We start from the raw sequence: 15,056 nt of genomic DNA on the forward strand, positions 1-15,056 counted from the left end.
TTACAATGAAAGCGTATTATTCCTTGTTGAAGGAGGAGAATTATGAAATTCGATCTGAACTTTGTACCCTTCAGCCGCAGAGAGTCGTTCCTTGCCGTCTCTCTTCTGCCTGAAGGCAAGAATAGACAGCAGGGCCTCTACCTACGAACTGTGCGGGGTGGGGATGATAAATTTGGCGAGGCGTTCCGTATCGAACTGTTGGATCAGCAGAATCAGACGATTCCATTCACGACAGAAGCTTCTCCAGAAACTGTCCAGCTGAATTCACCAGAGCCCGCAATCTTTGCGGAAATCTGTATTTCGGATAGTCGCACGGTCCGATTCCGTTCGGAAGGGTGCGGGATCAGATTGACCTTTATCCCGTCAACTTATGATTATGCATATGAGGTGAATAAGAACAGCTGGGAAGTAAATAGCTTCACCCATGAATGCCGCTTCATGCTGACTGGAATTGTAGGTGACATGAAGCTGGAAGTGCCGTGGGATAAAATCAAGAGCTCACGCGTAATCGCAGAGTTCAATCCGGATACAGACACGAATACAGCTGAGTTTGCCGTTGAGGAGTTCCGCACAGTATGGGAGCCTCGCCCACAATGGGAGTCCTTTGATGATGACGTAGAAGCGGTTCGGACTGAATTCAGCCACTGGCTGGACAGCAGTCTTGCGATCCCTGATCGCTGGCAGGATGCGCGCGAGCTTGCGGCTTACATTACTTGGTCCTGCCTCGTTCCGGCGGAGGGTTGTCTGACGCGTCCAGCTATGTATATGTCAAAGAACTGGATGACAAATATATGGAGCTGGGACCACTGTTTCAATGCGATGACGCTTGTTCGCCATGATCCAAAGCTTGCGTGGGACCAGTTCATGATCTTTTTTGATCGGCAAGATGAGAGTGGATTAATTCCTGACTTTGTGAACGATAAATATGAGCTGTGGAACTGCAACAAACCTCCTATTCATGGATGGACACTGGCTTGGATGATGCAACGTACGGATTATATCCGCGAGGCGCAGCTTCGTGAAGTGTACGGCCCATTGTCCAAGTGGACGAAATGGTGGTTCCGGTATCGTGATGATGATGGTGATGGTATTCCCCAATATAACCACGGTAATGATTCCGGTTGGGATAACAGCACCGCATTTAATAATGGAATTCCTGTAGAAAGTCCAGATTTGGCTGCCTTTCTGATTATCCAGACAGAGCTTCTGGCTGAAATTACTGGATTGCTTGGGCTTACCACGGAATCTTCTGAATGGAGAAAACTGGCGGATGATACGCTGGAGAAGATGATCAGCCACTTCTGGAAAGAGGATAGATTTATCTCCTTACGCTCAGGTACACATGAACCTTCAGCTGGAGACAGTCTGCTGTTATTCATTCCGATTCTACTGGGCAAACGCCTGCCTGAACCCATCAGAGATCTTCTTCTAAAAGGGTTACGGGAGGAGAATCGCTTCCTAACGGAAAATGGTTGGGCGACCGAGAGCATAAGCAGCCCTTACTATATCCCAGACGGGTACTGGCGTGGACCGATCTGGGCTCCATCAACCATGCTGCTCGTGGAGGGCGTAGCTGCAGCCGGTGACCTGGAACTGGCTCGGGAAGTATCCCGCCGCTTCTGCAGTATGCTTAACCGGAGTGGTATGGCGGAGAACTTCGATGCGCTGACTGGTGAAGGCCTACGTGACAGGGCATTCACATGGACATCGAGTGTGTTCCTGGTTCTGGGGCACGAGTACACAATTTAAAACCATTATTGCACGTCCCTGGCTGCTGTTTTAAACAGCTTTCCGGGGAGGTGCTTTTCCCGTTTCCTCGAAAAATTTTATTTGCAAACAACAAATTGAAAGCGTTACCATAAAATGATTGGATTCTTCTATAGGCTACCTGTCCATGCTAGAATGCAGGTAGATATAGTTATAGCGAGAGGGGAAACCGTTTATGAACATCCAATGGATCAGGCAGCTTAATAAACGCATTTTCTCTGGTTCCTACCGCAGTATACGGACCAAGTTGCTCTTCTGTTTTCTCATCGTGACTCTGATTCCGCTGCTCTCGCTTGGTGCGTTGTCCTATTACCAATCCGCCAAAATCATTAATTCCCAGTTTGGCAAATATGGTGAAAATGCTGTAGCGCAGTTGGAGCAACAAACGAGCTCATCTTTAAGCCGAATGAAACAAATGAGTGAAACGATCTATTCGTATTTGCTTGATCCCGCCCATACCGATCTAAGGAATCAAGCACCTGCAAGCTATAGTGAAATCATTGAGAAGAATGACTTTGAAGCACTACTGAAATCACTGCGGACGGACCAAACCGCAGGAATCTATATCATTACACCCTCTGGCTATTATTATGGAGAGAACAATTTGGATGTTGCCAAGCTGAGAAATATACCAGAATGGAAGACAAAACCCGCTTCTTATAAAGGATTATACTGGCTTGGCTTTTATATGCAAAATCACGCAATGAGCAGCTCAGGCGATTCGAATCTCCCCGTCCTTGGGCTCGCTGTTCCGATTCATAATTCCAACGGAACGCAAAACGGCAGCACCATACTCATAGAGGAGAATGGGCAGGAACTGATCCAAATGTTCAAGCTGTTTGAGACAGATACGAAGTCGCATCTGACCATTAAAGCTTCGGACGGAAGAATTATATATGAAAGCGCACCCAATTTCACGAAGAAGGATAGTGATATTACATGGATTCGGAAGCTTGCCGTGAACCAGTGGACCATAGAAGCGAGATTACCTGCCAAAGCCTTCTACCTGTCCTCGGGCATTATTCGGTCGAATACCATTGTTGTGGCCGTTATTTCATGTCTGCTTGCCTTTGGATTCGCCTATCTGTTCTCATCGAGGTTTACAGCGCGTATTCGTACGCTAAAGGATTCGATGCAGAAGGTCAGCTTCGGTAAATTGGATACACGGATGCCGATCGAAGGCAGAGATGAGCTAGGTAGCCTTGATATGAGTTTTAACCGGATGGTAAGTGGCGTTCAATCGCTTGTACAAGAAGTGGAACAGAGCGAAAGACTCAAGAAGGAAGCGGAACTGAAGGCTTTTCATTATCAAATTAACCCCCACCTGCTGTTCAATACGTTGAACTCCATTCAGTGGAAGGCCCGTCTGGAAGGGGCTGATGATATCCGTCAGATGTTATATCACTTAACGATGGTGCTGGAAGGAAATCTGGATATATCGCAGGAACTGATCACGGTGGGCAGAGAACTACGCATGATTGAGCATTTCCTGAAAATTCAGGAGATCAGGTACGGAAATGTGTTCAGCTATGAGCTGAATTGCGAGGACTCACTGAAGCAGTATCTGATCCCGCGTATGACTCTACAGCCGCTGTTTGAAAATATATTTTTCCACGGCTTCACAGATGGGATAGGTCTAATTAAGCTCGATGTCACCGTAGAAAAGAATGAGCTTCTGCTGACTCTCCGGGATAATGGAGCGGGTATGACGGAAGAAAAACGGGAGCGTTTGCTTGTTCCAGATCCAAAACGTCGTGGACGCGGAGGATTAGGCGTCCAGAACGCAGACCAGAAATTCAAACTGCATTTCGGCCCGCAGTACGGGCTTACGGTATTTTCGACTAAGGGTGAAGGTACAGCGATTGTCATTCATTGGCCCAAAGAGGAGGAGCGTCCGGATGGATACAGCAAAGAGAATTAAGGTGCTGATTGCAGATGATGAGAGTATTGTACGGAAAGGCCTACGTTCGACCGTAGCTTGGGAGAAATATGGAATGGAAGTTATAGCTGACGCGCCCAATGGACAAAAAGCCTGGGAAGCCTTCCTGGAGCATCAGCCTGAAATTGTAATAACAGATATTGTAATGCCAGAGATGGATGGCATCGAGCTGTCTCGCAAGATAAAGGAGATGGCGGCGAAGACCAAAATAATTCTGCTCAGTTGTCACCGCGACTTTGAATACGCACAGCAGGGAATTCAACTTGGGGCCTCCGGATATCTTTTGAAAACCGCTTTTGAGGACGAAGAACTTGAAGACATGTTAAAGAAGTTCCAGCAGGAACTGTCTGTCTCCGCTCCCCCCTCCCCAAAAGATGAAGTGCGTATGGAAACACTGCTCTTTGCATGGCTGAACGGACATAGCTGTAAATTTCCAGAGGAGCTGGAGAAGCTGCATGGCGGTCAATCGCATGTTAATGGTCAGCCGCTGTTGATATATCTGATTCGAACGGCAGAATGCGGAGCATCTTGGACCGAGCTACTACAAGAAGCTGAGAAGAATGACCGCAGCATGCGCAAGGGTACGATCATTCCTTATGGAGAAGAATACTACTATTGGATCGTTCCTGATACGCTGCGAGGGTCTGCAGAAAGCCTGCTGGTAGAGAGTAAGAGCAAATGCAGTCAGTTGAAGTGGACTCGTAAAGAATCCTTGCTCCACAGCGATGATCTGAAGCAGGCGTTCCAAAACCTTCATAAAGAAGCTGAGCTAGAGAAGCTGTATGGGATATCCGTAAATCATTGGCCAGATCCGATCTGGAAAGCCGTGAATCTACTGTATGCTAATCCCGCAGCTGACTGGTCAGCCAGCGAACTGGCGGAAGAGGTTGGGCTCAGCCGCAGTCATTTCTCCATTCTCTTTAAGAAGGCTGTCGGCGATAGCTTCATTGCCTTCCAATATAAACGGAAACTGCGCCTTGCATATGGCCTACTGCGGGATACACATCTAACTATGCAGGAAATTGCGGAGCGAACAGGACTAGGAGACAGCAAATATTTTAGCAAATGGTTCAAACGCTGTACGGGTCAGACACCGAGTCATTACCGTGCCCAACAAAAAGACGACAGCTCTCGAACAGATTGACACCTGCTTCAATAATTCGAACAAAATCACAACAACATTCGAATAGATACACGTTTTGAACCGCTTTCATTGGCGTTACGATGAAAGCGGTTCAATTATTATAAACCTCACTGACTGGGAGCTGACAATATGAAAAAAAGAATTTCACTCATTGTCCTTGCAACGACGCTGATGGTATCTATACTGTCTGCATGCAGCGGTAACGCTGGAACAGCCAATCCGGAGAACGGCGGTTCGGATCAGACGAAGACGCTTCGTTTTGCAACCTGGGATACGGGAGACGCGCTCAAAATTGAGCAGGATATCGCCAAGAAGTTTGAAGCAGAACATCCCGGTACAAAGGTGCAGGTTGAGGCCTATGCGGACGGATTTGACCAGAAGCTTGCCGCAGGCTTTGGAGCGGGCAACCCGCCAGACGTCATGTACATGTGGGACTTCCCTACTTACCATCAATCTCTTGAACCACTGGATGACTTTGCAGAAAAAGATAAAGACCTGAAGATAGATGATTTTTACAAAGGATTGTTCAACTATGGAAAAATTGACGATAAGTTATACGGCATTCCGGCCGGCTTCACGACTCGTGTCGTCTATTATAACAAAAAGCTCTTTGATGCTGCCGGTGTCCCTTATCCTAAAGACGGATGGGAATGGAGCGATTTCCAGGATATCGCTAAGAAGCTGACGGACACCTCCAAGAAGCAGTACGGCTTCGGTGCCCGTGCCGAGAATGATACGTATGACTTGCAGGGCTTTGTCTGGAGCAACGGTGGCTCCTTTATTTCCCCAGATGGTAAAACCATCGAGGGCTACATGAACAGTAAAGAAACCGCTGAAGCCATCCAAATGTTTGGTGATATGGTGAAGGACGGCACCGCCGTACTTACAGGTGGTAAAGGCCAGCAAAGCGGTGATGATATTTTTAAAGGCGGTAAGATCGCCATGTGGGAAAGCGGAATCTGGCCGCTCGAATCATTCAAACAAGCGGGAGTTGATGTAGGTACGGTCGAAATTCCGGCTTTTCCAGGCAAACCGGTTAAAGGTGTACTTGCAGAATCTGCCCTGTCTATTGCCAAAGACTCCAAGAACAAAGATCTGGCATGGGAATTCGTTAAATTCTATGTCTCTAATGAATCGATCAAAATGCGTGTTGCTGACCTGCCAGTACGACAAAGTGTTGTAAACGAACTCAAGAAGGATCAAGATCCGCTCTACAAACCTTATTACACCATGCTTGAGCGTTCGGACAATACACCTGCATTTCTACTCAATCCGAAGTGGAATGAAGTGAACCGACAGCTGTCGGCTGCAGTGGAAGCAGTTATGCACGGCAGCAATGCCCAAGAAGCGCTGAATCAGGCAGTTAAGGACAGCGAACGATATTTGAAATAACACTTGTAGAAAGAAGGTTAGGAGATGGCTCAGACCTACCTGCAGAATACATCAGAACCGACAGCTACCCTTAAGGCCTTGAAAAAACGTAGATGGGGTGGGCTTGCACCCTACCTCTTTATCTTCCCTTGGATATTTGGATTTGTTTTCTTCACTTTAGGCCCCCTGCTGTTCTCATTGGTCATTTCATTTTTTGATTGGCCAATCGTCGGTAAGGTAACTTTTATCGGGCTAGACAACTACGTAGAGATGTTTTCGAATGATCCGCTTTTTTGGAAATCTTTATTTGTAACTTTGAAATTTGCAGCCCTCTTCGTTCCGCTCAATATTATAGTCGCACTCGGACTTGCCATGCTGCTCAATCAAAGGGTTAAAGGAAGCGCCATTTTCCGTACGGCATTTTATCTCCCCTCTGTAATTTCAGGTGTTGCGCTTGCTATGATCTGGTCCTGGGTATACAGCGGAGACTATGGAATTCTGAACTACTTCTTGTCTGTCCTGGGTATTCAAGGGCCCGATTGGCTGAATGATACAAACTGGTCGCTTGTTGCAATGGTCGTTGCCAGCCTCTGGGGACAAGGATCGATGATGCTTATTTTCCTAGCTGGACTTAAAGGCATTCCTAAGGACCTGTACGAATCGGCTTCAATCGACGGAGCAGGTAAAATCCGAAAGTTCTTGAGTGTAACCATTCCGATGATTACGCCAACCATTCTATTCAATCTCATCACATCGATTATTGCAGCATTCCAGCAGTTAACTCTCGCCCTGCTACTTACGGGAGGCGGGCCAATGAAATCAACCTATTTCTATGCGATGTACATGTATGAGAACGCTTTCAAATACTTTAAGATGGGTTACTCTGCCGCCAACGCCTGGTTTATGTTTCTGATCGTGCTTACCTTGACATTTTTGGTATTCAAATCTTCGGAAGCCTGGGTGTTCTATGAAGGTGAAATGAAAAAGCAGCCGCAGAAGAAACTTAAGGCCAGTACAAGGGGGCGGTCCTGATGAAAAAAATAGTTGCATACACGTTGCTGATTGGGTTCTCACTGCTGTTCATCGCCCCACTGTTCTGGGCGGTAACCACGGCACTGAAATCACCGCAGGAGCTCTATCTGTTCCCTCCCAAATGGATTCCGTCCGTCTGGAAATTCAGTAACTTCGCAGAGGCATGGAACATCCAGCCCTTTAATTTATTTTTGAAAAACACACTGATCGTTACGGTCTTATCCACCCTTGGACAGCTGATATCCTGTACGCTCGTCGCTTACGGCTTCGCCAGATTCCAGTTCAAGGGTCGTGATTTCCTGTTTCTTGTCGTTCTGGCTACCATGATGATCCCTTGGGAAGTAACGATGATTCCGCAGTATATGGAGTTTAACTATTTGGGTTGGATTAACACACTCAAACCGCTGATTATTCCATCGTGGTTCGGCTCTGCCTATTATATCTTTTTATTGCGGCAGTTCATTATGACCCTCCCCCGGGAGCTGGATGAAGCAGCGACGATTGACGGCGCTAGTAAAATGACGATTCTGCTGCGAATCATCGTGCCGCTAATGGGACCTTCGCTGATCCTGGTCTCCGTATTCCAGTTCATGAGTTGTTGGAATGACTATCTGGGGCCTCTCATTTTCCTAAATGATCAGACGAAATATACGTTAACGTTAGGCCTATCTCAATTTAAGGGCATGTACGGTGTTGATATGCAATCCATCATGGCCATCACCTGCTTAATTTCGATTCCGCCACTTGCGATTTTCTTCTTCGCCCAGCGTTACATTGTCGGCGGAATTGCCACGACAGGTATTAAAGGATAGGACACACAGATAGAGGAAAGGATTGACGATCATGACTGTTATGAACATTGAGCGCGACTGGGATAACCTCAGCGTGCTGGAGAGAAACCGTGCGAAGAGTCGCTCCTATTTTATTCCTCATTCCAATAAAGAAAGTGCTCTGAGCTATGACAGAGGAAGCTCTCCGTGGTTCAAATCGCTGAACGGTATTTGGAAGTTCCAATTTGCTGAGGGGCCAGATCTGGCCACCCCGGATTTTTATCAAAATGAATATGACACCTCAGGTTGGGATGATATTCGTGTCCCTGGCCACTGGCAGTTGCAAGGCTACGGAAATCCGCATTACACGGATCTCGAGTACCCAATCCCTGTTGATCCTCCTCATGTACCTAATGATAATCCAACGGGCAGCTATATAAGGGAATTTACGCTGCCAGACCATTGGGACGGAAGAGTTGTTTCACTTAAGTTCGACGGTGTAGATAGCGCCTTTCATGTATGGCTGAATGGTTCATTTGTCGGCTACAGCCAAGGCAGCCGCCTGACATCAGAGTTCGATCTGACCCCTTTCCTTCAGGCGGGAGTTAACCGATTGGCGGTCCGGGTATACCAGTGGTCTGACGGTAGTTATTTGGAGGACCAGGATATGTGGTGGATGAGTGGCATTTTCCGGGATGTCTATCTGGTTTCCGAGCCTTCAGCATCCCGTATTACAGATTATCGAATTGTAACGGAGCTAGATACAGAGTTTACCAATGCGGTACTGTCGGTCCGCTTAGATCTGGATGGAGAAGAAGTTCAGGGCAAGGTACAGTTGCAACTGCTGAATAACGTTGGCGAGCAGATCCTGTCTGCTGAGAAGAATCTAAACCATCCTGCAAGTGTCGAGTTCAATCTGCCTGTGGCGAAGCCTTTTTTATGGAATGCTGAATCTCCTTATTTATATCATCTAATCATTTCAGTGGTTGATTCGAAGAATCAGGTTATAGAAACGATTGCCCAGCGAGTTGGGTTCCGCCGTGTGGAAGTCAAGGATGGACAGTTCTTGGTGAATGGAGTACCGATCCTTCTCAAAGGAGTAAACCGGCATGACCATCATCCAGATACGGGACGAACCGTCACGGTAACCACCATGTTCGAAGATATTCAAATGATGAAGCAGCACAATATCAATGCGGTGCGGACAGCACATTATCCGAACGACCCGCGGTTCTATGATCTGTGTGATGAGTATGGGTTATACGTTATGGAAGAGACGGACCTGGAGACGCACGGCTTTGAGCCGCTGGGTAATATTTCACGGCTTAGCGATGACCCCGCTTGGAAGGATGCTTATGTTGACCGCATCCGCCGTATGGTGGAGCGCGACAAGAATCACCCTTCCGTGATTTTCTGGTCACTTGGCAATGAATCGGGCTTCGGCTGCAATTTCCGTGCGATGTCTGAGTGGTGCAAAGCCAATGATTCCACACGTCTTATCCATTATGAAGAAGACCGTGAAGCGGAAGTATGTGATGTGGTGAGCACGATGTATTCTTCGGTGGAGAAAATGGAAGGATTCGGCCAGCTAACCGATCATCCGAAACCGCATATTCTATGCGAATTTGCCCATGCGATGGGTAATGGACCCGGAGGGTTACGGACGTATTTTGACACCTTTGATGCTTATCGGCGTCTTCAAGGCGGCTTTGTCTGGGAATGGATCGATCATGGGCTTAGCAGAAAATCAATCGATGGCAAGGCTGACTACGCTTACGGTGGAGATTACGGGGATGTACCGAATAACAGTAATTTTGTTATTGACGGACTGGTTCGCCCAGACCGCACCCCCTCTCCGGGACTCATTGAATATAAGAAAATCATCGAACCTGTAAGGGTCGAAATGATAGACGCAGGAAAAATTCGCGTAACGAACCGGTATGACTTTGTGACATTAGATCATCTACAGATTCACTACAGCGTCACGGCTGATGGAAGAACCATAAACAGTGGTGCACTCGTACTTCCTCAGATTGGTCCGGGTGATAGCGCAAACGTATTGATTCCACATTTGAATTTAACAGATCAACAGTCGATTCATCTTGAGCCGGGTACGGAGATGTGGCTGAATGTCGGATTTACGCTGGCAGCAGACTGCGCTTGGGCGGCACAGGGGCATGAGGTGGCTTGGGCGCAGTTTGCACTGCCGAATCATTCCACCTCAGCCGTATCTCCCTCATCCCTGCTGTCTGTAGAGCAGAAGTTGTCAGTTACCGAAGAAGGGCGAGAGCTAATCCTTACGAATGACAGTTTCCGTATTTCTTTTAATCGTCTACGTGCAGGGGTCACCTCACTTCACCTGAACGGAAAGGAACTCATTCAACATGGACCACGACTGAATTTCTGGCGTGCTCCCATTGATAACGATATGTATGTGCTCCCGGATTGGCGCAAGGCACACCTCGATCGACTGACCGAGCGGATAGACGACTTCCGCTGGGATCGATTGAATGAAACATCTGTGCGTATGACTTGGACTTCACGCATAGCACCTCCTGTCTACGATTGGGGCTTCCGCTGTGAAACGTCCTATACGGTTACTGCAAGCGGACTAATCATTATAGATGTGAAGGGAATGCCGGAAGGAACACCACCTGCTATGCTCCCGAAAATCGGTCTTCAGATGAAAGTTCCCGGTGATATAGATCGTGTGAAATGGTATGGCCGTGGGCCGGGAGAGAGCTATTCGGATAGCCGGGAGGCCGGACGCTTCGGCGTATATCAGAGCAGTGTAGATGGATTGTTCACGTCATATATTTATCCCCAAGAGAATGGAAATCGGACAGATGTAAGATGGGTTTCGATTGCCGATGGAGCAGGAATCGGTCTGCTGGCGGCAGGAGCGCCAACGCTTGATTTCAGCGCTAGACGTTACACGGATGGTGATCTGGAGAAGGCGCAGCATATGAGCGATTTGGCACCTCGTGATTTCATTACTCTGAATCTGGATTACCGACAGAACGGACTGGGAAGTAACAGCTGCGGCCCAGCACAGTCGCCTGAGAATACAGTTAAACCGGAAACGTTCCGGTTCCGCATCTTGCTTCAGGCGTATATGGCGGAGGATAGCGCGCCTACAAGGCTGAGCCGCCGAATGAGTACAGAAGCGATGCAATATGAAATGGAGGAAGATAAAGATGCTTAATACACAGGACGTTTTGAATTTATCTGGCAAGGTAGCCGTCGTTACTGGTGGGGCATCAGGCATTGGGCTGGCCACCGCTGAGCTTCTAGCGAGCTTCGGGGCACATGCTGTCTTGATTGATATTAATGAGGCTGCGGGTAACGAGGCAGTCGCCAGTATCCGTGAACAGGGAGGCCAGGCCAGCTTTTACTGCTGTAACGTGACCTCTGCCGCAGATTGTGAACGTACAGCCTCAGAGATTAAATCAGCTCTTGGAGGGATTCATGTCCTGTTCAATAACGCAGGGGTTATTCGCCGCAAAACGGTTACCGAGTTGGATGAAAGAGACTGGGATCTTGTACTAGATGTCTCACTCAAAGGTGTCTTCCTCCTCTCTAAATATGTAATTCCCATTATGGAGCAAAGCGGTGGCGGTAGCATCATTAACACAGGCTCAGGTTGGGGACTGAAAGGTGGAGACCGCGCAGCAGCGTATTGCGCAGCAAAGGCAGGCGTTGTCAATCTGACACGTGCCATGGCTATCGACCATGGAGCGGCGAATATTCGAGTCAACTGTGTATCACCAGGGGATACGGATACACCTCTCCTGCGTGACGAAGCGAAGCAGCTACAGCAGGATGAGTCAGCATTTCTGGTTGCCTCTGCAGGAGGCAGACCGCTGGAGCGTCTAGGTACACCGCGTGATATCGCGAATGCCGTATTGTTCCTGGCGAGTGACTTGTCCTCATGGGTAACAGGCAGTGTGCTCGTTGTTGACGGAGGCGGGATCGCTTAGGACGATAAGAATTACCATTTTCCCAACATATGAACGGAGGCGTTAATTGTGGCTGACAACAAAACATATGCCCATCCCTATATTCCAAATACCGTTCCGGAGGTCCGGGACGCGATGCTGAAAGAAATTGGTTTAACGTCTATGGAGCAACTCCACGACGCGATCCCTGACAGCCTGAAGCTGAAGCGGGAGATGGACCTTCCGCCAGCCATGAACGAGTATGAACTGCGCCGATATATTGATGGACTGTTAGCAAAGAACAAGCACAGTGGAGATTATCTTAATTTTCTGGGTGCAGGATGCTGGCAGCATTTCATCCCGGCTGTATGCGACGAGATCAATCAGCGTTCTGAGTTCGTGACGGCCTATGCCGGAGAACCTTATGAAGACCATGGTCGATTCCAAGCCCTATTCGAATATCAGAGCCTGCTTGCCGAGCTCGTGGACATGGATGTCGTAAATGTTCCAACCTTTGACTGGGCTCAGGCGGCTTCCACCGCGATTCGGATGGCCGGGCGTATTACAAGGCGCAAAACCGTGTTGCTCCCGCGTTCCGTAGATCCGGATAAGGCGGCGATTATTCGTAATTACTGTACTCCGGTCATGGACATTCAGTATGTTGACATCGATCAGGTAACAGGACGAATGGATCTGAATGATCTGCGCAGCAAATTAAATGACGATACGGCGGCAGTATACTTTGAAAATCCCGGTTATCTTGGAATCATTGAGGATCAGGGTGCCGAGATATCTGAACTAGCTCATAAGATTAATGCCGTTTCTATTGTAGGTGTTGATCCCATATCACTTGGAGTTCTGGAGCCTCCGGGCCATTACGGGGCCGATATCATTTGCGGAGATTTACAGCCGCTGGGTATGCATATGAACTTTGGCGGTGGGCAGGCTGGCTTCATTGCAACACGTGATGAGGAAAAATACGTCATGGAATACCCTTCCCGGCTATTTGGCATCGTGCCAACCGAAGTGGAAGGCGAATATGGCTTCGGAGATGTGGCCTATGAACGTACATCATTCGCTCTTCGGGAGAAAGGCAAGGAATCGGTAGGAACTCAGACCGCATTATGGGGCATTACGGCAGGAGTATATCTGGCTCTTCTCGGTCCTGCTGGAATGCAAGAGGTTGGCAGCACCATTATCCAGAAATCGCATTACGCTGCAAAACAGATATCACGAATTCCAGGTGTATCTCTTCACTTCGAAAATGGCACCTTTTTCAAAGAATTTGTTGTTGATTTTAATGGAATTGGTCTAACCGTTAATGAGATTAACCAGAGATTAATGGAAACAGGGATTTTCGGAGGTAAGGATCTGTCATTATCCTACCCATCATGGGGTCAATGTGCACTGTACTGCGTAACGGAAACGCATACCCAGGCCGATTTGGACCGACTTGTCGATACTCTTCGTTCCATTGTCAGCACATCATAACGATCATATAGAGGAGGACTGAACGCCATGAAACGAATTCGCAGAGATCATAAGGTTCGGAAGTTTCACCAAGCTAAATGGGATGAGCCCGTTATCTTTGAACTTCACCGACCCGGGGAGCGAGGCGTCGTGCCGCCGGGAACGGAAGCGACTGTAGCAGCTGAAGTAGGCTCCGCAGAAGACAACATACCGGCATCCATGTGGCGGCGCACTATTCCCGCTTTGCCAGAAATCGGGCAGGCAAAGGTACTGCGGCATTATCTGAGATTATCCCAGGAAACGCTGGGATCGGATATGAACGTGGAGATTGGTCAGGGAACCTGCACGATGAAATATATTCCCCGGATTAACGAAATGCTTATCCGAAATCCACGTATGACCGAGCTTCATCCGCTACAAGATGTGGATTCTGTTCAGGGGATGCTGGAGATATTCCACAATCTCGATCTGGCAATGCGAGAGATTTCGGGTATGGATGCGTTCTCCTTTCAGCCGAGTAGCGGAACCCAGGCACTTCTGGCTATGGCCTCCATCGTTCGCGCCTATCATGATTCGCGCGGTGAAGGTGAGCAACGTGATGAGATTATTACAACGATCTTCTCTCATCCTTCGCAAGCCGCTACAGCTGCGGTTAAGGGATATAAGATTATTACGTTGCATCCAGACGAGAATGGATTCCCGGACCTTGAGAAGCTGAAGAACGTTGTCTCCGAGCGGACTGCCGGATTTGTTGTGGCTAATCCAGAGGACACAGGCATCTACAATTATCGTATCCGCGAATTTACGGATGTCGTGCACGAAGCTGGTGGTGTCTGCTACTATGATCAGGCTAACGCCAATGGCCTGCTCGGAATTACACGAGCGAAGGAAGCGGGTTTTGATATGTGCTTTTTCAATCTTCACAAAACCTTTGCTGCGCCCCATATGTGCGGTGGTCCTGCTACGGGCGCTCTCGGAGTGACGGAAGAATTGAAGAATTTCATGCCCGGCCCTTTGGTGGATAAGGAAGATGACGGACGTTATATTTTGAGAGATCAAACGGAAGTCAGCATTGGTAAGGTACGGAGTTTTCACGGTGTAGCCCAAACTGTACTCCGCTCCTACGCCTGGATTATGAGCCTCGGACCGGACGGTCTGAAGGATGTCGCTCAGGTGGCGGTGCTGAATAACAACTATCTATATCATAAAATTGTTCAAATACGCGGAGCGAGTGCCCCGTATGTCCAAGGACGCCGTTTAGAACAGGTCCGCTACAGCTGGAAACAGCTCACGGATGAGACTGGAGTGACGACGGAGGATATTACGCGAAGAATGTGCGATTTTGGCTTGCATTACTGGACCTCTCATCACCCGTATATTGTTCCACAGCCGTTCACACTGGAGCCAACGGAATCCTATTCCAAGGAGGATCTCGACGAATATATCCATGCGCTGGAGCATATCTCAAATGAAGCTTATACTCAGCCAGATATCGTCAAATCAGCTCCGCATAACAGCACGGTGCATCGCAATGACGAATCATCTTTGGACGACCCGAAACAATGGTGTATTACTTGGCGTGCATATTTGAAAAAAACACAGCCAGAGCTTCACTAACTGCATTA

General features: G+C 48.2%; 10 protein-coding genes. All 10 read left to right on the top strand.

Going from position 1 to position 15,056, the window contains the following annotated elements; all coding sequences use genetic code 11:
- The first annotated feature begins 42 nt into the window (after positions 1-42).
- The 10 genes from BLV50_RS17330 to gcvPB all read left to right on the top strand — a co-directional run bounded on the left by BLV50_RS17330 (position 43) and on the right by gcvPB (position 15,048).
- Positions 43-1,749, top strand: a complete 1,707-nt coding sequence (locus tag BLV50_RS17330) for an amylo-alpha-1,6-glucosidase (protein WP_090809096.1) — start codon at positions 43-45, stop codon at positions 1,747-1,749.
- A 193-nt stretch (positions 1,750-1,942) separates the two neighbouring features.
- The gene (locus BLV50_RS17335) at positions 1,943-3,688 is read left to right on the top strand and encodes a sensor histidine kinase (RefSeq protein ID WP_090809098.1); all 1,746 of its coding nucleotides are present in this window, start codon (positions 1,943-1,945) and stop codon (positions 3,686-3,688) included.
- A complete protein-coding gene (locus tag BLV50_RS17340; RefSeq protein WP_090809100.1) occupies positions 3,666-4,850 on the top strand; it encodes a response regulator transcription factor in 1,185 nt (394 codons plus the stop codon). Before BLV50_RS17335 ends, BLV50_RS17340 begins: the two co-directional genes overlap by 23 nt.
- Before the next feature lie 129 nt (positions 4,851-4,979).
- On the top strand, positions 4,980-6,242 hold the full coding sequence (locus tag BLV50_RS17345; protein WP_090809102.1) for an ABC transporter substrate-binding protein: 1,263 nt from the start codon (positions 4,980-4,982) through the stop codon (positions 6,240-6,242).
- Between the two features lie 24 nt (positions 6,243-6,266).
- The gene (locus tag BLV50_RS17350; RefSeq protein WP_063567326.1) at positions 6,267-7,253 is read left to right on the top strand and encodes a carbohydrate ABC transporter permease; all 987 of its coding nucleotides are present in this window, start codon (positions 6,267-6,269) and stop codon (positions 7,251-7,253) included.
- On the top strand, positions 7,253-8,065 hold the full coding sequence (locus BLV50_RS17355; RefSeq protein ID WP_076287438.1) for a carbohydrate ABC transporter permease: 813 nt from the start codon (positions 7,253-7,255) through the stop codon (positions 8,063-8,065). The genes BLV50_RS17350 and BLV50_RS17355 overlap by 1 nt, the downstream gene beginning before the upstream one ends.
- Before the next feature lie 31 nt (positions 8,066-8,096).
- Positions 8,097-11,228, top strand: a complete 3,132-nt coding sequence (locus tag BLV50_RS17360; protein WP_090809104.1) for a beta-galactosidase, LacZ type — start codon at positions 8,097-8,099, stop codon at positions 11,226-11,228.
- Positions 11,221-12,003, top strand: coding sequence for an SDR family NAD(P)-dependent oxidoreductase (locus BLV50_RS17365; RefSeq protein ID WP_090809106.1), 783 nt, complete (start codon positions 11,221-11,223; stop codon positions 12,001-12,003). The genes BLV50_RS17360 and BLV50_RS17365 overlap by 8 nt, the downstream gene beginning before the upstream one ends.
- Before the next feature lie 48 nt (positions 12,004-12,051).
- A complete protein-coding gene (gene gcvPA, locus BLV50_RS17370; RefSeq protein WP_090809107.1) occupies positions 12,052-13,452 on the top strand; it encodes an aminomethyl-transferring glycine dehydrogenase subunit GcvPA in 1,401 nt (466 codons plus the stop codon).
- Between the two features lie 27 nt (positions 13,453-13,479).
- Positions 13,480-15,048, top strand: a complete 1,569-nt coding sequence (gcvPB, locus tag BLV50_RS17375; RefSeq protein ID WP_090809109.1) for an aminomethyl-transferring glycine dehydrogenase subunit GcvPB — start codon at positions 13,480-13,482, stop codon at positions 15,046-15,048.
- The last annotated feature ends 8 nt before the right edge of the window (positions 15,049-15,056 follow it).

The sequence above is a fragment of the Paenibacillus sp. 276b genome, assembly GCF_900107875.1.
Lineage (GTDB): Bacteria > Bacillota > Bacilli > Paenibacillales > Paenibacillaceae > Paenibacillus > Paenibacillus marchantiae.

What these genes read in the sequence shown, in the direction of transcription:
- BLV50_RS17330 (WP_090809096.1), top strand. Translation starts at nt 43, where the DNA reads ATGAAATTCGATCTGAACTTTGTACCCTTCAGCCGCAGAGAGTCGTTC.
- BLV50_RS17335 (WP_090809098.1), top strand. Translation starts at nt 1,943, where the DNA reads ATGAACATCCAATGGATCAGGCAGCTTAATAAACGCATTTTCTCTGGT.
- BLV50_RS17340 (WP_090809100.1), top strand. Translation starts at nt 3,666, where the DNA reads ATGGATACAGCAAAGAGAATTAAGGTGCTGATTGCAGATGATGAGAGT.
- BLV50_RS17345 (WP_090809102.1), top strand. Translation starts at nt 4,980, where the DNA reads ATGAAAAAAAGAATTTCACTCATTGTCCTTGCAACGACGCTGATGGTA.
- BLV50_RS17350 (WP_063567326.1), top strand. Translation starts at nt 6,267, where the DNA reads ATGGCTCAGACCTACCTGCAGAATACATCAGAACCGACAGCTACCCTT.
- BLV50_RS17355 (WP_076287438.1), top strand. Translation starts at nt 7,253, where the DNA reads ATGAAAAAAATAGTTGCATACACGTTGCTGATTGGGTTCTCACTGCTG.
- BLV50_RS17360 (WP_090809104.1), top strand. Translation starts at nt 8,097, where the DNA reads ATGACTGTTATGAACATTGAGCGCGACTGGGATAACCTCAGCGTGCTG.
- BLV50_RS17365 (WP_090809106.1), top strand. Translation starts at nt 11,221, where the DNA reads ATGCTTAATACACAGGACGTTTTGAATTTATCTGGCAAGGTAGCCGTC.
- gcvPB (WP_090809109.1), top strand. Translation starts at nt 13,480, where the DNA reads ATGAAACGAATTCGCAGAGATCATAAGGTTCGGAAGTTTCACCAAGCT.